Origin of the sequence: Bradyrhizobium sp. 191 (genome assembly GCF_023100985.1) — a bacterium.
Lineage (GTDB): Bacteria > Pseudomonadota > Alphaproteobacteria > Rhizobiales > Xanthobacteraceae > Bradyrhizobium > Bradyrhizobium diversitatis.
This window is the reverse complement of sequence record NZ_CP064692.1, coordinates 5,387,832-5,408,522: the sequence shown is the minus strand read 5'-3', so window position 1 is coordinate 5,408,522 and position 20,691 is coordinate 5,387,832. Positions and strand designations below refer to the sequence as shown.

At 63.0% G+C, this 20,691-nt stretch carries 18 protein-coding genes and 1 pseudogene; 11 read left to right on the top strand and 8 right to left on the bottom strand.

Going from position 1 to position 20,691, the window contains the following annotated elements:
* Window positions 1–9 precede the first annotated feature (9 nt).
* The 10 genes from IVB23_RS25135 (at window position 10) to IVB23_RS25090 (ending at window position 11,349) form a co-directional block, all read left to right on the top strand.
* The gene (locus IVB23_RS25135; RefSeq protein WP_197964862.1) at window positions 10–876 is read left to right on the top strand and encodes an IclR family transcriptional regulator; all 867 of its coding nucleotides are present in this window, start codon (window positions 10–12) and stop codon (window positions 874–876) included.
* Between the two features lie 66 nt (window positions 877–942).
* A complete protein-coding gene (locus IVB23_RS25130; protein ID WP_061881012.1) occupies window positions 943–1,740 on the top strand; it encodes an ABC transporter ATP-binding protein in 798 nt (265 codons plus the stop codon).
* On the top strand, window positions 1,737–2,450 hold the full coding sequence (locus tag IVB23_RS25125) for an ABC transporter ATP-binding protein (RefSeq protein ID WP_025033919.1): 714 nt from the start codon (window positions 1,737–1,739) through the stop codon (window positions 2,448–2,450). The genes IVB23_RS25130 and IVB23_RS25125 overlap by 4 nt, the downstream gene beginning before the upstream one ends.
* Window positions 2,451–2,463: 13 nt before the next feature.
* Entirely contained in the window at window positions 2,464–3,342 is an 879-nt protein-coding gene (locus tag IVB23_RS25120) for a branched-chain amino acid ABC transporter permease (RefSeq protein ID WP_028179412.1), read from the top strand.
* A gap of 2 nt (window positions 3,343–3,344) precedes the next feature.
* Complete coding sequence (locus tag IVB23_RS25115) at window positions 3,345–4,364, top strand: branched-chain amino acid ABC transporter permease (protein ID WP_061881013.1); 1,020 nt, start codon at window positions 3,345–3,347, stop codon at window positions 4,362–4,364.
* A gap of 38 nt (window positions 4,365–4,402) precedes the next feature.
* Window positions 4,403–5,638 (top strand): ABC transporter substrate-binding protein, encoded by a 1,236-nt coding sequence (locus IVB23_RS25110; RefSeq protein WP_197964861.1) that lies wholly within the window; start codon window positions 4,403–4,405, stop codon window positions 5,636–5,638.
* 117 nt (window positions 5,639–5,755) lie between these two features.
* Window positions 5,756–6,982: an ABC transporter substrate-binding protein gene (locus IVB23_RS25105; RefSeq protein WP_061881015.1), complete on the top strand. Its 1,227-nt coding sequence runs from the start codon at window positions 5,756–5,758 to the stop codon at window positions 6,980–6,982.
* A 256-nt stretch (window positions 6,983–7,238) separates the two neighbouring features.
* Complete coding sequence (locus IVB23_RS25100) at window positions 7,239–8,468, top strand: ABC transporter substrate-binding protein (RefSeq protein ID WP_197964859.1); 1,230 nt, start codon at window positions 7,239–7,241, stop codon at window positions 8,466–8,468.
* A 174-nt stretch (window positions 8,469–8,642) separates the two neighbouring features.
* Entirely contained in the window at window positions 8,643–9,872 is a 1,230-nt protein-coding gene (locus IVB23_RS25095) for an ABC transporter substrate-binding protein (RefSeq protein ID WP_194390000.1), read from the top strand.
* A gap of 193 nt (window positions 9,873–10,065) precedes the next feature.
* Window positions 10,066–11,349 carry a glycerate kinase gene (locus tag IVB23_RS25090; protein ID WP_247800427.1) on the top strand — a complete coding sequence of 428 codons (1,284 nt, stop codon included), beginning with the start codon at window positions 10,066–10,068 and terminating at the stop codon, window positions 11,347–11,349.
* A gap of 73 nt (window positions 11,350–11,422) precedes the next feature.
* On the opposite strand, the gene nuoB is transcribed toward IVB23_RS25090, so the two are convergent.
* From nuoB to IVB23_RS25050, 8 genes and pseudogenes are all read right to left on the bottom strand, one after another.
* A complete protein-coding gene (nuoB, locus tag IVB23_RS25085; RefSeq protein ID WP_247800426.1) occupies window positions 11,423–11,947 on the bottom strand; it encodes an NADH-quinone oxidoreductase subunit NuoB in 525 nt (174 codons plus the stop codon).
* 3 nt (window positions 11,948–11,950) lie between these two features.
* The gene (locus tag IVB23_RS25080; protein WP_247800425.1) at window positions 11,951–13,465 is read right to left on the bottom strand and encodes an NADH-quinone oxidoreductase subunit C; all 1,515 of its coding nucleotides are present in this window, start codon (window positions 13,463–13,465) and stop codon (window positions 11,951–11,953) included.
* A 3-nt stretch (window positions 13,466–13,468) separates the two neighbouring features.
* Window positions 13,469–14,908, bottom strand: a complete 1,440-nt coding sequence (locus IVB23_RS25075) for a hydrogenase 4 subunit F (protein ID WP_247800424.1) — start codon at window positions 14,906–14,908, stop codon at window positions 13,469–13,471.
* Complete coding sequence (locus tag IVB23_RS25070; RefSeq protein ID WP_028138582.1) at window positions 14,905–15,567, bottom strand: hydrogenase-4 component E; 663 nt, start codon at window positions 15,565–15,567, stop codon at window positions 14,905–14,907. Before IVB23_RS25070 ends, IVB23_RS25075 begins: the two co-directional genes overlap by 4 nt.
* Window position 15,568: 1 nt before the next feature.
* The gene (locus IVB23_RS25065; RefSeq protein WP_247800423.1) at window positions 15,569–16,525 is read right to left on the bottom strand and encodes an NADH-quinone oxidoreductase subunit H; all 957 of its coding nucleotides are present in this window, start codon (window positions 16,523–16,525) and stop codon (window positions 15,569–15,571) included.
* The gene (gene hyfB / locus IVB23_RS25060; RefSeq protein WP_247800422.1) at window positions 16,522–18,522 is read right to left on the bottom strand and encodes a hydrogenase 4 subunit B; all 2,001 of its coding nucleotides are present in this window, start codon (window positions 18,520–18,522) and stop codon (window positions 16,522–16,524) included. Before hyfB ends, IVB23_RS25065 begins: the two co-directional genes overlap by 4 nt.
* Before the next feature lie 40 nt (window positions 18,523–18,562).
* A complete protein-coding gene (locus IVB23_RS25055) occupies window positions 18,563–18,832 on the bottom strand; it encodes a helix-turn-helix transcriptional regulator (RefSeq protein WP_247800421.1) in 270 nt (89 codons plus the stop codon).
* A gap of 130 nt (window positions 18,833–18,962) precedes the next feature.
* Window positions 18,963–19,273 (bottom strand): annotated as a pseudogene (locus tag IVB23_RS25050) (transposase); the annotation flags it as partial.
* A gap of 296 nt (window positions 19,274–19,569) precedes the next feature.
* Between IVB23_RS25050 and IVB23_RS25045 the strand changes: the two are divergent.
* On the top strand, window positions 19,570–20,523 hold the full coding sequence (locus IVB23_RS25045; RefSeq protein WP_247800420.1) for an ABC transporter substrate-binding protein: 954 nt from the start codon (window positions 19,570–19,572) through the stop codon (window positions 20,521–20,523).
* Window positions 20,524–20,691: the final 168 nt, after the last annotated feature.

The window sequence follows — 20,691 nt, the reverse complement described above, 5'->3', positions numbered from 1 at the left end:
AGATCAGGGATGAAGCGTACAGGAAAGAAGACTGCGACCGATCGGAATTTCGTCGTCGCGCTTTCCCGCGGACTGGATGTATTGCGCGCGTTCCAACCCAATGACGGCCTGCTCGGCAATCAGGAGATTGCGGCGCGCACCAATCTGCCCAAACCGACCGTGTCGCGGCTGACCTACACGTTGACCAAGCTCGGCTATCTGACGCCGGTTCCCCGCTTCGAGAAGTACCAGCTCGCACCCGCAGCGATGTCGCTCGGTTACGCGGCGTTGGCCAATCTGGGCGTTCGGCATCTGTCGGAGCCGTTCCGCGAGGAAGTGATGCGCGCGACCGGGGGCGCCGTCGCCGTCGGCGGCCGCGACCGTCACAGCATGATCTATTTCGGGCAGAGCCGCGGCAGCGAGACGGTCGGCGTTCAACTTGACGTCGGCTCGCGCGTGCCGATTGCAACCAGTGCGATGGGCCGCGCCTATTTCTGGGCGCTCGACGACGAGAGCCGCGCTGAAGTGTCGCGCATTCTGCGCGAACATTACGGCAGCCGCTGGCCGAAGATGCGCGAAGGATTGGAACGTTCCGGCGAAACGGTCGCGAAATACGGCTTTGCGATCTCGGTCGGCGACTGGCACGACGACATCGGCGCGGCCGGCGTCGCGCTCAAGCTCAACGACGGAACCGGACCTTACGCATTCAATTGCGGCGCGCCGGCATTCCGCTTCACGGAAGAGCGTTTGATCAACGACATTGGACCGCGTCTGCTGGCGATGGTAAGGAACATCGAAGCGGCGCTCGGGGGTCTGATGCCGCATTCAAAAAAAGACAACAGCAAAAAGCTGAAATCAGGAGGAAAAGTTGCGCGTGTGGCCGAGGGGTTCAGATAGCCTTTGTCATCATCGGGAGCGGTTCGCATCGCCCCATCGCTCACTGAACGACGTGAGCGAGACGACATGACGCAGGCACAGCTCGCGCGGGGGACATCGCCCCTGCTCGCGGTTCGCGACGTCAGCGTCGTGTTCGGCGGCATCATCGCGCTCAACGGCGTGTCCTTCGACATGCACAAGGGCCAGATCCTTGGGCTCATCGGCCCCAACGGCGCCGGCAAGACCACGCTGTTCAACTGCCTTTCGCGGCTGTATCAGCCGTCGTCTGGCGACATCCTGCTGGACGGCGTCAGCATCCTGTCGCGGCCGCCGCACCGGATCGCCGAGATCGGCATCGGCCGAACCTTCCAGAACGTGGCGCTGTTCCCGAATTTGTCGGTGATGGACAACGTCCGCGTCGGCGCGCATTCGAAGACCTCGAGCGACATCATCAGCGACTCCCTGAGGCTTGCCTGGGTCCGGCGCAGCGAGACCAGCGTCAACAAGAAAGTGCACGAGATTCTCGCCTATCTCGACCTCGAGGACGTCGCCCACACCATCGTCTCCGGCCTGCCCTTCGGTACGCAGAAGCGGGTCGAGCTGGCGCGCGCGCTCGCGGCCGATCCGAAGATCCTGCTGCTCGACGAGCCTGCCGGCGGCCTCAACCACGAGGAAGTCTACGTGCTCGGAGCTCTCATCCGCCGCATTCGCGACGAGCGCCACATGACCGTGCTCCTGGTCGAGCACCACATGGGCCTCGTGATGTCGATCGCCGACCACGTCGTCGCGCTGAATTTCGGCAAGAAGCTCGCGGAGGGGACGCCCGCCCAGGTGCAGGCCGACCCCGACGTCATCAAGGCGTATCTCGGGAGCAAGGACCAATGACGACGCTGCTCAACGTCAAGGACCTGCGCGCCTATTACGGCCAGGTCCAGGCACTCCATGGCCTGTCCTTCTCGCTCAACGAGGGTTCGCTGGTGACGCTGCTCGGTGCCAACGGCGCCGGCAAGACCACGACGCTGCGCGCGATCTGCAACATGGTGCGCTCGACCGGAGCGATCGAGTTCGAAGGCAAGCCTCTGAACAACCGCTCGACCGAAAGCATTGTGCGGTTCGGCATCGCCCACGTGCCGCAGGGCCGCGGCACCTTCACCACCATGACCGTCGAGGAGAACCTCCAGCTCGGCGCCATCACCCGCAAGGACAGCGCCGGCATCGTCTCCGACATCGAGCGCATGTACGCCCACTTCCCGGTGCTGAAGCAGCGGCACACCCAGGTGGCCGGCACGCTGTCCGGCGGCGAGCAGCAGATGCTCGCGGTTGCCCGCGCCCTGATGCTGCGGCCCCGGCTGATGCTGCTGGACGAGCCGTCCTTCGGCCTCGCGCCGCTGGTGGTGCGCGATCTGTTCGGCATCCTCGGCAAGATCAACCGCGAGGACAAGGTGTCGATCCTGGTGGTCGAACAGAACGCCCAGCTGGCGCTCGAGCTCGCCGACCAGGCCTATGTGATCGAGACCGGTCGGATCGTGATGTCGGGCAAAGCCAAGGACATCGCGAACAACGAAGAAATCCGCAAATCCTATCTGGGTTACTGAGGGAGCCGGGACAATGGAACTGTTCACCAACCAGGTCCTGGCCGGCATCGCCACGGGCGCGATCTACGCCTGCATGGCGCTCGCCGTGGTCATGATCTACCAGGCCATCGACCATCTCAATTTCGCGCAAGGCGAGATGGCGATGTTCTCGACCTTCATCTCCTGGCAGCTGATGCAGTGGGGCCTGTCCTATTGGGCGGCCTTCCTGATGACGCTGGCATTCTCCTTCGTCGCCGGCATCGCGATCGAGCGCATCCTGTTCAAGCCGCTCGCCAAGGCGCCGGTTCTGACCAACGTCGCCGGCTTCATCGCGCTGTTTGCGATCATCAACTCCTCGGCCGGCCTGATCTGGGACTTCACCATCAAGCAGTACCCGACCCCGTTCGGCTCCTCGCCCTTCCTGGGCAGCCAGCTGATCTCGACCCACCAGGCCGGCATGATCGGCGTCACCGTGCTGCTCCTGCTCGGCCTCTACTTCTTCTTCCAATACACCCGGATCGGCCTTGCAATGCGCGCGGCCGCCTCGGTGCCTGAATCGGCCCGCCTCGTCGGCATCAACACGAGCTGGATGATCGCGCTCGGCTGGGGCATGGCGACCGCGATCGGCTCGATCGCCGGCATGCTGATCGCCCCGGTCGTGTTCCTCGAGCCCAACATGATGGGCGGCGTCCTGATCTACGGCTTCGCCGCGGCGGTGCTCGGCGGATTGAGCAGCCCGTTCGGCGCCGTGGTCGGCGGCTTCCTGGTCGGCGTCTTCGAGAACCTCGCCGGCACCTACATCCCCGGCGTCGGCAACGAACTGAAGCTCCCGATCGCGCTCGCGCTGATCATCTCCGTCCTGGTCGTCAAACCCGCTGGCCTGTTCGGCCGGCACATCGTCAAGCGAGTTTGATCATGAGCGCTGCAGAAGAAGTCGTCGCCGAAGGCCACCAGGCGGTCGAGGCGGTTCCGAAGCGGGCCATGACGCTGGGCACCGGCACCTCGCTGGTGGTGCTGGCGGCGCTGTTGGTCGTGCCGATGTTCGTCAAGAACTTCATCATCTTCCAGATGACTATGCTCCTGATCTACGGGCTCGCCGTGCTGGCGCTGAACATCCTGACCGGCGGAAGCGGCCAGTTCTCGCTCGGCCAGAGCGCGTTCTACGCCGTCGGCGCCTATACTTCGGCGGTGCTGATGGAGCACGCCAACGTCAACTACGCGCTGACCATTCCGATTTCCGCGGCGATCTGCTTCGGCTTCGGCTACCTGTTCGGCAAGCCGGCGCTGCGGCTGTCCGGCGTCTATCTCGCGCTCGCGACCTTTGCGCTCGCCACCGCGATGCCGCAACTGTTGAAGCTGAACTTCCTCGAGCACTGGACCGGCGGCGTGCAGGGCCTCGTCGTCACCAAGCCGGACGCGCCGTTCGGCCTGCCGATGTCGCAGGACATGTGGCTGTACTACTTCACGCTCGCCGTGACGATCGCGATCTACATCTTCTCGGTGAACCTGCTGCGCTCCCGCTCGGGCCGCGCCTTCATGGCGATCCGCGACAACGAGATCGCGGCTTCCTCGATGGGTGTCAACGTCGCGCTCTACAAGACGCTGGCTTTCGGGGTGTCGGCCGGCATCACCGGCGTTGCCGGCTCGCTTGGCGCCATCGCCGTGCAATTCGTCGCGCCCGACAGCTACACCATCACGCTCGCGATCTCGCTGTTCCTCGGCATGGTGGTCGGTGGCGTCGGCTGGCTGCCCGGCTCGTTCGTCGGTGCCGCCTTCATCATCTTCGTGCCGAACATGGCGGAAAGCATCTCCAAGGGTCTCTCCGGCGCGGTGTTCGGCGTGCTGTTGTTCCTCGTCATCTACCTCGTGCCGCATGGCGCGAGGCAGGTCGCGGTCCTGGGCCAGCAACTCGTCGGCAAGCTCAGGAAGAACTGAAAACTCTCAAGGACTGTCGTTTAACCAAGGAGACCCAATTGCTTTTCGGAAGAACACTGCGAGCCGCCGCGCTGATCACGGCAACGGCGGCCGTCACCCTCACCTCCGGCGCTGCACTCGCCCAAAAGAAATACGACACCGGCGCGTCCGATACCGAGATCAAGATCGGCAATATCATGCCGTACAGCGGTCCGGCCTCGGCCTATGGCATCATCGGCAAGACCGAAGAGGCCTATTTCAGGATGGTCAACGACAAGGGCGGCATCAATGGTCGCAAGATCAACTTCGTAACCTATGACGACGGCTATTCGCCGCCGAAGGCCGTCGAGCAGGTCCGCAAGCTGGTCGAGAGCGACGAGGTGCTGGCCGTCTTCAACCCGCTCGGCACGCCCTCGAACACGGCGATCCAGAAATACCTCAACGCCAAGAAGATCCCGCAGCTGTTCGTCGCCACCGGCGCGACCAAGTGGAACGATCCGAAGAACTTCCCCTGGACCATGGGCTGGCAGCCTTCCTACCAGAGCGAAGCGCACATCTACGCCAAATGGCTGATGAAGGAGAAGCCGGACGCCAAGATCGCGATCCTCTATCAGAACGACGATTTCGGCAAAGACTACCTCAAGGGCACCAAGGACGGTCTCGGCGCCAAGGCCTCGTCCATGATCATCATGGAAGAGAGCTACGAGATCTCCGAGCCGTCGATCGACGGTCACATCGTCAAGATCAAGGCGGCCAATCCCGACGTGCTCCTGATCTACACCACGCCGAAGTTCGCGGCCCAGACCATCAAGAAGACCGCCGAGCTCAACTGGAAGCCGCTCCAGATCCTCACCAATGTGTCGATCTCGGTTGGCAGCGTGATGAAGCCGGCCGGATTCGAAAGCGCGCAGGGCGTGCTGTCGGCAGCCTATGCCAAGGACTCCACCGACCCGCAATGGGCCAACGATCCCGGCATGAAGAGGTGGAACGAGTTCGTCGACAAGTACATGCCGGGTGCCGACAAGTCCGATACCAGCATGGTCTATGGCTACGGCGCCGCGTCGACCCTGGCCAAGGTGCTCGAAATGTGCGGTGACGATCTCACCCGTGCCAACCTGATGAAGCAGGCCGCGAGCCTGAAGGACTTCGCGCCGGATACCCTGCTGCCCGGCGTCAAGATCAACACCAGCGCCACCGACTTCGCCCCGATTGCGCAGCTTCAGATGATGCGCTTCAAGGGTGAGAAGTGGGAACTGTTCGGCGAGATCATCAGCGGCGATATCGCCTCCGAGTGACACGCTGACGCGATCATCCAACGTAAATTGCCCCCGCGGGCAACCGCGGGGGCTTTTTGTTGACGGCCGGCCCCAATCTTGTTCAATGCGCCCGATCCGCCCGGGGGAAGGAGAACAATGGTCGCCGTTCGTTTCCAGGTTGCGTCCCTCTGGGTCGCGCTCGCCTTGTGCACTGCAACGAGCAGCGAAGTGCTGGCGCAGAAGAAATACGACAACGGCGCTTCCGATACCGAGATCAAGATCGGTAACATCATGCCCTATAGCGGGCCGGCCTCCGCCTATGCCGCGATCGGCAAGACCGAGGAAGCCTACTTCAACAAGATCAACGCCGAGGGCGGCATCAATGGCCGCAAGATCAAGTTCATCTCCTATGACGACGCCTATTCGCCGCCGAAGACGGTGGAGCAGGCGCGCAAGCTGGTCGAGAGCGACGGGGTGCTGCTGATTTTCGGCTCGCTCGGCACCTCCACCAATAGCGCCATCCGCAAATACATGAACGAGAAGAAGGTGCCGCAATTATTCGTGGCGAGCGGCGCGTCGAAATGGAACGATCCCAGGCAATATCCCTGGACCATGGGCTGGCAGCCGAACTACGCGAGCGAGGCCCGCATCTACGCCAAATACCTCATGAAGGAGAAGCCGGACGGAAAGATCGGTGTGCTCTACCAGAACGACGATTTCGGCAAGGACTATCTGAACGGGCTGAAAGAGGGCCTCGGCGCCAAGGCCTCGATGATCGTGCTGGAAGAGCCCTACAGCACCTCGGAGCCGGCGATCGACGAGCACGTAGTCAAACTGAAAGCCTCCGGCGCTGACGTCTTCATCAGCATCACCACACCGAAATTCACGGCGCAGGGCATCAAGAAGGCGGCGGAGATCAACTGGCATCCGGTCCACATCATCTCGAACGTCTCGGCTTCGGTCGGCGGCGTGCTCGAACCGGCCGGGCTCGAGATCTCGCAAGGCATCCTGTCGGCGAGCTACACCAAGGACGGCTCCGATCCGCAATGGAATGCCGATGACGGCATGAAGAAATTCTACAACTTCCTCGCCCAGTATGACCCCAAGGCCAACAAGCTCGATGCCGGCGTCGTGTTCGGCTATGCCGCCGCGCAGACCATGGTGAAGGTGCTGCAGATGTGCGGCGACGATCTCACCCGCGAGAACGTCATGAAGCAGGCCGCCAGCTTGAAGGACTTCGAACCCGATACGCTCTTGCCCGGCATCAAGATCAATACCGCGCCGGACGATTTCGCTCCGATCGAACAGCTCCAGATGATGCGGTTCAAGGGCCGGAAATGGGAGCTGTTCGGCGACGTCATCTCGAGCCACGTCGGCGACTGACCGCCGCGACGGCTCAATTCAAGATAGCCGCTTCTTCTGAAAGCAACTCCAGCGGCGGATTGGCGGCACGAAATCTCACGTGCCGGAATATTCCAGGATCGTCTTCGACGAGAATCGCCCGCCCCGCGACGCTTATGCGGGGGCGTTCTTCTTGCTGACGGCCGTGGATAGGTATTGAATGTACGATGGAGCGAGGAGCAACCATCGCCCCCAATAAGAACAATCGACACATTCAAACCTTCCCAGGGAGAACAAGATGCCTGCAATGCATGTGCGATTGGGGGCCTTCTCGGCTGCCCTCGTGCTGGCTGCCGCTCTTTCCACGGCAGCATCCGCGCAGAAGAAATACGACACCGGCGCATCCGACACCGAAATCAAGATCGGCAACATCATGCCCTACAGCGGACCCGCCTCCGCCTACGGCGTGATCGGCAAGACCGAGGAGGCCTATTTCCGCAAGATCAACGCAGAAGGCGGCATCAATGGCCGCAAGATCAATTTCATCACCTATGACGACACCTACTCGCCGCCCAAGACGGTGGAACAGGCGCGCAAGCTCGTCGAAAGCGACGAGGTGCTGTTGATCTTCAATTCGCTGGGCACGCCGCCCAACACGGCGATCCAGAAATACATGAACTCGAAGAAGGTGCCACAGCTCTTCGTCGCCACCGGGGCCACCAAGTGGAACGATCCGCAGAACTTCCCGTGGACGATGGGCTGGCAGCCCAACTACCAGATCGAGTCGATCATCTATGCCAAGTACATCCTGAAGAACCATCCGAACGCCAAGATCGCCGTGCTCTACCAGAACGACGACTACGGCAAGGACTATCTGAAGGGATTCAAGGACGGGCTCGGCGCCAAGGCCGCCTCGATGATCGCCATTGAGGACAGCTACGAAGTCTCCGAGCCAACCATCGATTCCCACATCGTGAAGATGAAGGCGACGGGCGCGGATATCTTCTTCAACATCACCACGCCGAAATTCGCGGCGCAGGCCATCAAGAAGAACGCCGAGATCGGCTGGAAGCCGCTGCATTTCCTCAACAACGTCTCGGCCTCGATCGGCAGCGTGATCAAGCCGGCCGGCTTCGAGAACGCCCAGGACATCATCTCGTCGCAATATTTCAAGGATCCGACCGACGCGCAGTGGAAGAACGACAAGGCGATGATTGGCTGGAACGAATTCCTGGATAAGTACTATCCGGAAGCGAACCGCGCCGACGCCTCGGTGATGTACGGCTACATCGTCGCCCAGGGTCTCGTTCACGTGCTCAAGGCCTGCGGTGACAATCTGACCCGCGAGAACATCATGAAGCAGGCCGCCAACATCAAGGAGTTCGAGCCCGCCGGCCTGTTGCCGGGCATCAAGGTCAACACGTCGGCCTCCGATTTCGCGCCGCTCTCGCAGCTGCAATTGATCCGCTTCAAGGGCGAGCACTGGGAGCGATTTGGCGAGATCTTGAGCGGCGATGTCGGCGGCTAACCTTACCCAGTTGCTCAAGATGTAGCCAAATCGACTAAAGACGCAGCCCCTGCGGCCATGCCGCAGGGGCTTTTCCTTGAAGCTTCCGGGCAAATCGTATTGAATTGCGGTCGCGTCGCCAAAAAACGAGACAAGAAAAGGGACGCGCACACAAAGAAAAATAGGGAGATTGGAATGCCTGCTGTCACCGGCAAGCTCGCGGCCGCATCATTGGCGCTCGCGCTCATTGCGGCTTCGACTTCAACTGCATCGGCCCAGAAGAAATACGATACCGGCGCGACCGACACCGAGATCAAGATCGGCAACATCATGCCCTACAGCGGACCAGCCTCCGCCTATGGCATCATCGGGCGCACCGAAGCCGCCTATTTCAAGAAGATCAACGACGAAGGCGGCATCAACGGCCGCAAGATCAATTTCATCTCCTACGACGACGCGTACTCGCCGCCGAAGACGGTGGAGCAGGCGCGCAAGCTGGTCGAGAGCGACGAGGTGCTGCTCGTCTTCAACTCGCTCGGCACGCCGCCGAACACGGCGATCCAGAAATACATGAACTCGAAGAAGGTGCCGCAGCTGTTCGTCGCCACCGGCGCCACCAAGTGGAACGATCCGCAGAACTTCCCCTGGACCATGGGCTGGCAGCCCAACTACCAGAGCGAGACGCAGATCTACGCCAAATACATCCTGAAGGAGCTGCCCAACGCCAAGATCGGCGTGCTCTACCAGAACGACGATTACGGCAAGGACTACCTGAAGGGCCTGAAGGACGGCCTCGGCGCCAAGGCCGCAAGCATGATCGTGCTGGAGGAAAGCTACGAGACGTCGGAGCCGACCATCGACAATCACATCGTCAAGCTGAAGGCGACCGGCGCCGACGTCTTCATCAACATCACCACGCCGAAATTCGCGGCGCAGGCGATCAAGAAGAATGCCGAGATCGGCTGGAAACCGATCCACTTCCTCAACAACGTCTCGGCCTCGGTCGGAAGCGTGATCAAGCCGGCGGGCTTCGAGAACGCGCAAGGCATCATTTCGGCGGCCTATCTGAAGGACACTACCGACGCGCAATGGGCCAATGACGCGGGCATGAAGGCGTTCCTCGACTTCATGACGAAGTACTTCCCCGAAGGCGACAAGACCGACGGCGGCACGATCGTCGGCTACGGCGTCGCGCAGACGCTGGTCCAGGTGCTGAAGAACTGCGGCGACGACCTCACGCGCGCGAACGTCATGAAACAGGCCGCGAGCCTGAAGGACTTCCGCACCGAGGCGCTGCTGCCCGGCATCAAGATCAACACGTCGGCGACCGATTTCGCCCCGATCAGCTCGCTGCAGCTGCAACGCTTCAAGGGCGAGCGATGGGAACTGTTCGGCGACGTCATCAATGCGGAAGCCGGCGGCTAGCTGGCGCCTGAAAGGCACGACGGGAAATCCCCTGCGCCGGTCGCGCAGGGGATTTCTGCTTGCGCGGCGGTTTTGATCACGCGATTGCACAATCGAATGATGGCAGAGGCCGCTTACGCTTTGGCGCACGATGCGGTAGGCAGATGACCGGCGACCTCATCGCCGCCACTTCAGTCTGCCGAAGGCCATCGTCATGACCGACCGACGTCCCCTGCTCCGCGCGCTCTACGACGCCGCCGTTGCCGCCGCCCATCCGAATACGATCCTGGCGCCGCATCTGCGCCCGGCGCCGAGGGGACGCGTGATCTGCCTTGCCGCGGGCAAGGGCGCAGGCGCGATGGCCGCGGCGGCCGAGCGGCATTATCTCGACGCGCTCGAGCTGCCGCCGGAGCGGCTGGTCGGCATCGCCACCACGCGCCACGGCTACGGCGTGCCGACCCGCCGCATCCGCGTGGTCGAGGCCGGCCATCCCGTGCCTGACGAAGCCGGCCTGAAAGGCGCCGCCGACACGCTCGCGCTCGCGGGCGAAGCCGGGCCTGACGATCTGCTCCTGGTGCTGCTCACCGGCGGCGGCTCGGCCAACTGGATCGCGCCGGCGAATGGCATCAGCTTCGCGCAGAAGCAGGCGGTCAACAAGGCGCTGCTGCGCTCGGGCGCGCCGATCGGCGAGATGAACATCGTCAGGAAACATCTGTCGCGGATCAAGGGCGGGCGGCTGGCGCGCGCCGGCAGAAACGCCGCCGAGATCGTCACGCTCGCGATCTCCGACGTGCCGCATGACGATCCTTCGGCGATCGCCTCCGGCCCCACCGTGCCGGATCCGACGACGCTTGAGGATGCGCGCGCGATCGTGGCCAAGTACAAGCTCGACATCGACGATGCGGTGCGCCGCGCGCTCGACGATCCCGCCAATGAGAGCTGCAAACCAGGTGACGCGGCCTTCGGGCGCGCGACCTTCGAGCTGATCGCGCGGCCCAGGCAGTCGCTCGACGCTGCAGTGCAGATGGCGCGCGCCTCCGGCTACGAGACCATCGATCTCGGCGCCGATCTCGAAGGCGAGGCGCGCGAGGTCGCCGCCGATCACGCCAGGCTGGCGCTCGAGGCGCGTGCACAAGGCAAGCGCATCGCCATCCTCTCAGGCGGCGAGCTCACGGTCACCGTGCGTGGCCAGGGGCGCGGCGGACCGAACCAGGAATACGCGCTGGCGCTCGCCGGCCTGTTGCAGGACACCGCCGGCATCTCGGCCCTCGCCGGCGACACCGACGGCGCCGACGGCGGTGCCGGCAACCCCACCGACCCGGCCGGCGCGGTGATCGACGCGGCAACGTTCGCAAGGATGAAGGCGCAGGGACTGCAGCCGCAGGCCTATCTCGACAACAACGACGCGACCTCGTTCTTCGAGGCGACGGGGGATCTGCTGCAGCCGGGGCCGACGCTGACGAACGTGAACGACATCAGGGTGATCCTGGTGGATTAGGACTCGCTTTGTTCGATGCCATCGCGGGCGCGGATTCCAGTATGCCGGCAATGACGGAGTGTGTGAGCGCGGCTTAGCGCTTTCCGCTGACGTGCTCCAGCAGCGCCAGCAGGCCCTTCAACAAGTCCGTCGGCGACGGCGGGCAGCCCTTGATGTGCAAATCCACCGGAACGATCTCGGACACGCCGCCGACGCAGGCGTAGCTGCCTCTGAAAATGCCGCCATCGATCGCGCAGCCGCCGATCGCCACGACCCATTTCGGATCGGGCGTCGCGTTGTAGGTCCGCTCCAGCGCCTGTCGCATGTTCTTCGTCACCGGGCCCGTGACCAGCAGCACGTCGGCATGGCGCGGCGAGGCGACGAAGCGCAGGCCGAAACGTTCGATGTCGTAGAAGGCGTTGGACAGCGCATGGATCTCCAGTTCGCAGCCGTTGCAGGACCCGGCATCGACCTCGCGAATGGCAAGAGAACGCCCGAGCCGGGCCTGGGCAGCACGGTCGACCTTCGCTGCAAGCTCGGCCAGCGCCGAACCGTCCGGCGCCGGCGCGGGCTCCGTCAGCGAACCATGGGTGAGGCTTTCGAGCAGGGTCTTGCGCATGGCTTAGAGGTCCACGCCAGAATAGGAACAGTTGAACGATTTATTGCAGAGCGGGAAGTCGGCAATGATGTTGCCCTCGATCGCGGTTTCCAGCAGCGGCCACTGGAACCACGAGGCGTCGCGCAGGTGGCAGCGTTCGACGCGCAAGTCGCCGTCGAGCCGCAGCCACACCAGTACGTCGCCGCGGAAGGCTTCGGTGAGCGCCATGCCTTCACAGGCACCGCCGCCGCTCCTGGCTGGCAGCGCGGTTTCGAGCCCGCCCGGCCCAAGCTGGTCGAGAATCTGCTCGATCAACGCGACGCTCTGCTCGACCTCGCGGATGCGGATCCAGACCCGTGCGTTGACATCGCCGGCTTCCAGCACCGGCACCTCGAACGACAATTGATCGTAGGGCGCGTAAGCAAGCGTGCGTCGTGCATCGAAATCGCGGCCAGAGGCGCGGCCGACATAACCGCCGGCGCCAAACTGGCGCGCATACTCCGCCTTCACGATGCCCGTAGTGACGGTGCGGTCCTGCAAGGACGCCGTGTTGTCATAGAGCTCGATCAAGCGCGGAAAGACCTTTCGTAGCTCCGCGAGCAGCGCGCGTAGCGCGGAAACGCCTTCCGGCGCGATATCTCGCGTCACACCACCGGGCACGATGACATCCATCATCAGGCGATGGCCGAACGCGACGTTCGCAGCGCGCAAACAGCGCTCTCGCAAGATGCCGGTTTGGGCATGCATCAGCGCGAACGAGGCGTCGTTGCAGATGGCACCGATGTCACCCAGATGGTTGGCGAGCCGCTCCAGCTCGGCCATCAGCGCCCGCAAGAGGGTCGCTCGCCTCGGCGCCTCGATCTGCAGCGCGGCTTCCGCCGCGCGGGCAAAGGCGAAGGCATAGGCGACGGCGCTGTCGCCGGAGGTGCGGTTGGCGAGCTTTGCCGCAGCCTCGAGGCTTGCGCCCTGCATCAACGACTCGATGCCCTTGTGGGTGTAGCCGAGCCGCTGCTCCAGCCGCACCACATGCTCGCCATTGGCGGTGAAGCGGAAATGGCCGGGCTCGATGATCCCGGCATGGACCGGGCCGACCGCCACCTGGTGCAACGCCTCGCCCTCAGCCGGCAGGAATCGGTATGGCCGCACGTCGCGCGATGCGTTGCGGCCGGAGAGCGGACAGGATTGGCCCCAGGCATCGTGATCGAGCCACGGCCGCAGATCGTGCGCAGCGGTCGGAACAAGCCCGAACAGATCATGGATGGTCCGCTCCAGCCGAAGCGCCGGTGGATGACGGTTGGCGACGCTTGGAAATGTGCCGGCCGTACACGCGTAGGTGACGACCGCGATCGCGGCCGAGCCTGCATCGAGCATCGCCATATGCACCGCGGTCGGCTCGCCCCAGAAGCCGAGCAGTGTGAGGCCCCCCTCGACGAGCCGATCGATCGCCACCTGCCAGCCCGCTTCCGTCACGACCGCGCGCGGCCAGGGCCGGTGCGACGGCACCACATTGACATGGGGGATGCTGTCGAGGATGCCCATCGCTTATCCCAGGAGCTTCGCGACGTTCTGGAAGCCGGTGACCAGCACCGGCGGCAGATAGATGCCGGCCATCAGCACCAATCCGAGGTGTGTGAACATCGGCACGTAGGAGGCTTCGGCGGGTGCGGTCTTGCCTTTGGGCTCGCCGAACATCACCACGCCGACCCGCAAGAAAAGCCCCCCGAGCGCGACGATGATACCGAGCACCAGGATCACCGTCAGCCAGGGTGCGCGGGCGAACGTCGAGCTCACCACCAGAAACTCGCTCATGAAGATGCCGAACGGCGGGAGCCCGACGATGGCGATGACGCCGAGCATCAGGCCCCAGCCGAGCACGGGGTTGGTCGTCGTGAGGCCGCCGATCTCGGCGATCTTCTGTGTGCCCTTGACCTGTGCGATATGACCGACGGCGAAGAAGATTGCCGACTTGGTCAGCGAATGCATGGCCATGTGCAACAGAGCGGCGAAATTGGCGAGCGGGCCGCCCATGCCGAAGGCGAAGACGATGATGCCCATATGCTCGATCGAGGAATAGGCGAACATCCGCTTGATGTCGCGGCGCCGGTACAGCATCAGCGCGGCGAAGATCACCGAGATCAGGCCCATGGTCACCATCAGCGGACCCGGCGCGATCGCCTCGGAGTTGACCGCAAGCATCATCTTGAAGCGCAGCAGCGCATAGAGCGCGACATTGAGCAGCAGACCGGACAGCACCGCCGAAATCGGTGTCGGGCCCTCGGCATGCGCGTCCGGCAGCCAGGCGTGCAGCGGCGCGAGGCCGACCTTGGTGCCGTAGCCCAGCAAGAGGAAAACGAAGGCGACGTTGAGCAACGCCGGGGCGAACTGTGCGGCGTGCTTCACCAGCACCGTCCATACCATACCGTCCAGCCCCTCACCCACCGCAGGGCGCGCCGCCATATAGACCAGGATCGTGCCGAACAGCGCGAGCGCGATGCCGACGCTACCGAGGATGAAGTATTTCCATGCGGCTTCGAGCGCCTCATGGGTGCGGTAGATGCCGACCATCAGCACGGTCGTCAGCGTCGCCACCTCGACCGCGACCCACATCAGGCCGATATTGTTGGCGACGAGCGCGAGGTTCATCGCGAACATCAGCACCTGGTACATCGCGTGATAGAAGCGCAGGAAGGCCGGCGTCAACCGCCCGATCTCGATCTCGTGGTGGATGTAGCTCGCGCTGAAGACCGAGGTCGTGAAGCCGATGAAGGTCGTCAGGACTATGAAGACCTTGTTGAGGTCGTCAAGCAGCAGATATTGCCCAGACGTCGGCTCGATCACGAACAGGGACAGCGAAGTGAGGAAGGTCGCGAGCGCCGCGACGATATTGAGCTTCGCCGCCAGCATGTAGCCAGGCAGGATCGCGAGCAGAGCGGCCGAAAGGGACGGGATCAGCAGGATCGCACCGAGCGCATCGATCGTCATCGCCGCTCTCCCCGGAAGCGATCGAGCGCCTGCACGTCCACGCTGTCAAAACGCTCGCGGATACGGAACAGGAATATCCCGATCACGATGAAGGCGATCAGCACCGAGAAGGCGACGCTGATCTCCACCACCAGCGGCATGCCCTTGGCTCCGGTTGCCGCCAGCACCAGCCCGTTCTCCAGCGACATGAAGCCGACGACCTGGCTCACGGCGTTGCGTCGCGTAACCATGATCAGGAGCCCGAGCAGCACCACCGACAGCGCGAAGGCGAGGTCCTCGCGCGCGAGGGCATCGGCGCCCGGCGTCACCCGCAACATCACCACCATCGACAGCGCGACGAGGCCTATCCCGGCCATCATGGTCAACCCGATGCCGATCACGTTCTCGATCTCGCGGTGGATACCGAGCCGCTTGATGATCCGGTGCAGCGCCACGGGGATGATGATGGCCTTGAAGACCAGCGCGATCAGCGCCGTGATATAGAGATGCGGCGCTTGCTGCACATAGGCCTGCCAGCCCACCGATAGCGCCAGCACACCGGCATGCAGCGCATAGACGTTGAGTAGCGCATAGAGCCGATCCTGGTAGAGCATCATGAAGCTCGCCAGCACGAGGGAGCCGGCGAGCAGATGGGCGATGTCGAATTGCAGGCTGCTCATCTCAGAGGCTCCCCGACACGAAGCGCAACAGCGTGGCAAGCAATGCCAGCATCAGCGCCGCGCCCAAGAACTCCGGAATCCGGAACACGCGCATCTTGGCGATCGCGGTCTCGAACACGGCAAGCAGGAAGCCGAGGACCGCCAGCTTGCCGAGATAGACCAGCGCGCCAAGAGCGAGCCTTGCAACGCTCGCATCCGCGGTCGCCGTGCCCCATGGCAGGAACACGCAGGCGATCAGCGAGACGTAGAGCAGAAGCTTGAGCTGCGACGACAAATCGATCAGCGCGAGATGCCGCCCTGAATATTCCAGCACCATGGCCTCGTGCACCATGGTGAGCTCGAGATGGGTGGCGGGGTTATCGACGGGGATACGGGCATTCTCCGCCAGCGCCACGATGGTCAGCGCCACGAACGCCATCCCCAACGACACGCGCAGGCCGACCGCGTCCGAGCCCATGAACTCGGCCACCGTGGGAAGCTGCGTCGAGCCGGCGATCATTGCAACCGAGAACGCGGTGATCAGCATCGCGGGCTCGGCGAGGGAGGCTATCATCACCTCACGGCTGGAGCCGATGCCGCCGAAGGCGGTTCCAACGTCCATGCCGGCGAGCGCCTGGAAGAAACGGGCGCTGCCGAGCAGCGCAGTGATGGCGATTAGATCGGCGGTCCAGGAGAACAACAGTCCATTGCCGAAGGTCGGCACCAGCGACGCGGCGACCCAGGTGCCCGCGAAGATCAGATACGGAATGACGCGAAACAGCCAGGATGCGGTGTCCGCGAGCACGACATCCTTGCGCATCAGGCGAATGAGGTCGCGATAAGGTTGGAGCAGCGGCGGTCCGCGCCGGCGTAGCAGCCGAGCCTTCACCTTCCGCACGAAACCCGTCAGCAGCGGCGCGAGTCCCAGCACCAGCGACATCTGCGCGCCCTGGGAGAGGATGTCGCGCAGCTCGTTCATAGGGCCACCACCAGCAGCAGCACGACCAGGGCCACGAACACCAGCGTCAGGTAGCGGCGAATGCTGAAGAACTGCAGGATATTGATGCGGTCGGTCGCAAAGCCGATGGCCTTTGCGATCGGCGCGTACAGCCCGTCCCAGATCAGATCGTGCAGTTCGACCTGGAGCCGCGCAGGAAGCGGCGAGGACGGCGGCGGCATCTCGCCGATCTCGCGTGCGCCAAAGATGACGCTGCCGAACACGCGGCGGATCGGCTGCGAGAAGCTGGAGGCCGAGTACTGGATCGCGGGGTCCGCGTCGGGATAGCCGCAATCCCAGGCCGGCGCACGGCGTAAGCGGTCGGAGGCGAGACGGTGAATGGCTGTCGCCGCCGTCGTGCCGCAGAGTGCCGCGAACAGGAACACCAGAAGGCCGTTATAGGAGCTGCGGCTTTCCGCGATCGGCACGATGGTGAGCCACTGCAATCCGACCTGATGCGGCATGATGTTGCCGACCATATCCTTGCTCACCGGCGCCAGTGCGTCGATGAACAGCCCGGGCAGGATACCGGCAATGAGGCAGAAGGCGGCAAGCGCGAACATTGCGGTCAGCGAGAAGCGGTCAGTCTCATGCGCTGACGCCGCGACATCCGAGCGCGGCCGACCGAGGAAGCTGATGCCATAGAGCTTGACGAAGCAGGCCGCGGCAAAGGCGGCCGCGAGCGCCAGCAAACCGCCGACCGCCGGGATGACCAGCTTGAGGCCCCAGGAGGGCAGTTGCGGTGAAAGCAGGATCGCCTGGAAGGTCAGCCATTCCGAAACGAAGCCGTTGAACGGCGGCAATGCCGAGATCGCGACGCAGCCGACCAGCATCGCGAACGCCGTCTTCGGCATGCGATGGATCAGGCCGCCGAGCTTCTCCATGTCGCGCTCGCCGGTCGCTCCCAGCACCGCGCCGGCGCCGAAGAACAACAGGCTCTTGAACAGCGCATGATTGAAGACGTGCAGCATCGCCGCGGTGAAGGCGAGCGCTGCCACCCAGTCGAGCCCTTCCGCCTTGAAAGCCAGCGCCAGCCCGAGGCCGGTGAAGATGATGCCGATGTTCTCAATCGTTGAATAGGCGAGCACGCGCTTGATATCGCGCTGCATCAGCGCATAGAGCACGCCCAGCGTCGCCGTCGGACCGCCGACCAGCAGCACCACCATGCTCCACCACCACACCGGTTCGGGCACGAGATCAAAGACGATGCGCACGAAGCCGTAGACGGCGACCTTGGTCATGACGCCGCTCATGAGGGCGGAGACGTGGCTGGGCGCGGCGGGATGGGCGAGCGGCAGCCAGGCGTGCAGCGGCACCAGGCCAGCCTTGGAGCCGGCGCCCAGCAGCACGAGGATCACCACAACGCCGCTCAGCGCGGCGGAAGGATGCGAGGCTCGGATCGCATCGAAATCGTATCCGGCGCCGCTGGCGAGCAGGCCGAAGGCGAGCAGCAGCGCCAGCGTGCCGAAACTTGCCATCAAGAGATAGATGTAGCCAGCGCGGACATTCTGGGCCTCCCGGTGATGCGACACCACCATCGCCCAGGAGGTCAGCGACATGAATTCCCAGGCGACCAGGAAGCTGAAGGCGTCGTTTGCCAACACGACGACGTTCATCGCCGCGAGGTAGGCGGGATAGAATGGCAGCACGCGGCCGGGGGAGTCCTCGTGCCTGAAGTAGCCGAGCGCGAACAGGCTCGCAGCGGCGCCGCCGAGATTGACGACGACGAGGAAGAAGGCCGACAGCGCATCGAGCCGAAAATGCGCACCGAGCCAGGGCAGGCCGATCGGCAGTGTCGCGCTCGACGCCAGATGAGGGAAAAAGAGCAGACCGGACAGCGCCGTGACACAGAGCGTCGAAGTGGCGATCAGGCATCCGCCGTAAAGGATGAGCGAGCCGCGCGGGCGCGTCGACAGCACGATTCCCGCAGGCGCCAGCGCCAGCAGAGCCGCCACCGACCATAGCGCAACGGCGATCATGGCCGTTCCTCGATCATGATTTGTGCGCGGGCTGTCATCGCTATTGGTCGCCCGCGCCCGGAGGTGGAGACTTCAGCCGCACCCCGCGGCCCCCGGCGCTCGACACCGCCCCCTCGCCGATCAACTCGATGCCGGCAACCGACAGCGCGTCAACCAGCTTCACCAGAGAATCGACATTGCCGCGGATCACCCCTTCGGAGGCTTCCATGCGCTGGATGGTGGGCAGCGACAGTGAACAGCGCTGCGCGAGTTCGCGCTGGTCAATCCTGAGTAAGGCACGGGCGGCTCGAAGCTGCGCGGCGGTGATCACGGCGAATGTCCGTGGCAGGTACAGTGATTGATCTGCCAAGCTTAGGACGCGCAAAATGATGTTTCAAGCATCATTTTCTAGATGCAACGCATCATTTCGTTCGATGTCCCCCGAGCTTCCGCCTCCCCCCGATGCAGGCTCCATGCTGATGCACGCGAACGATGGAGGTGTCGATCATCTGAACAGCGGCGTCATGGGTAGCGGCAAGTGCGTCTATGATGCGGCTCCAGACACCAGCCCGCCGCCAGCGGATGAACCGGTTGTAGCAGATCGTGTAGGGGCCAAAATGATCCGGCAAATCGCGCCAAGGTGCCCCAGATCGCAGCACCCGGAAAATACCTTGAGGACACGTCGGTCGTTTACTCGAGGAACGCCAAGCGGCTTGTTCGGCGGCATGGGCTTGATGGCAACCCATTCATAATCAGCGAGTTCGTAGCGCATGATTCGAGCCCCCAATTTGGGGGGTGAATACAAGGGTCTGGCCAATCGCAACGCTTCTGGCTCGGCCCGGTTCGGCGATTTCGGGTGGAAGCGGACATTAACCTGCCGACAATCCCCGATGAAGTCGTCGAAAATGACCCATTGCTGCCATAGCCTCCTCTTATATTGCACTGCAGCATTCGTGTGTGCGACAATCCGCATCGCGCGCGGCGAAGAGCTTACCTTATATTCGCCTAATCGTTCGCACTTACGACGTTGGGGTCCCAATGAAGTGGCGAGGATTGATTGCGCTTTTCATGATCGCGGCAATCATCTCTCCTTGTGCGGCATACGCACAGAAGGGCGCGCTTTCAACCATTGGCTATCTTGGCTTCGACTCAGCCGAGAAAAGTAAGGAGTTGCTCGTCGCTTTTCGGGATGGTCTCCGCACCAGGGGCTTTGTAGAAGGCCAGAACGTTGCGATCGAATACCGGTTCGCGGATGGAAAGTATGATCGTTTTCCTGAACTGATCGCAGGTCTCATTCAGGATCGCGTTCAAGTGATTGTCGCCGCCACGGGTACTAACGGAGTTTTGGCGACAACGGCAGCGACTAAGGCGATTCCGATCGTGTTCGCAATTGCCATGGACCCCGTGCATCTTGGCATCGTTTCCAGTTTGAACAGGCCGGGAGGCAATGCGACTGGCGTGAGCATGTACACTCCGCAACTGACCGCCAAACGACTTGAGTTATTGGCAGAGTTAACGCCGGGAGGCGGAACAATCGCCATGCTGGTAAATCCAACGAATCCAAACGCGAATGTAGTGGTCTCGGATGCCGAAGCTGCGGCCAAGTCACTTGGCCGAGAGATTCACGTCCTGAAAGCGAGCACTGACGAGCAGATTGCTGCTACCTTCGACGAAATCAGAAACCGGAAGCATGCCGCGCTTCTTGTCAGTCCGGATGCGTTTTATATTGCACGCCGAGAGCAACTCGCAGTGTTGTGTGAGCAGTATCGGGTACCCGCGACTTATGAATGGTCCTTCTTCGTCAAATCCGGCGGACTAATGAGTTACTCGCCTCGCATCACAGATGTCTCCCGCCAGCTTGGCATCTATGCTGGAAAGATCCTGAGCGGCACTGCTCCTGCAGATCTTCCCGTCGAGCAACCGACCAAATTCGAGTTGGCGATCAATTTGAAAGCTGCGAAGGCAATCGGCCTCTCGATCCCGGCCAATCTGCTCGCTCGCGCCGACGAAGTAATCGAATAGAGCGGGATCTGCTGCGATGCATGAGTCCGGCAGTGGCCCATCGCTACAATTGCTGCCGTTGCACAAAGGCGATCGGTGTCGGGGCGAAGCGGACATCACCGACGATTTATGAGTGCGCGCCCTGGTCAAGCCCGGGCATGACGACCGCACAAATGCAGCGTGACATTC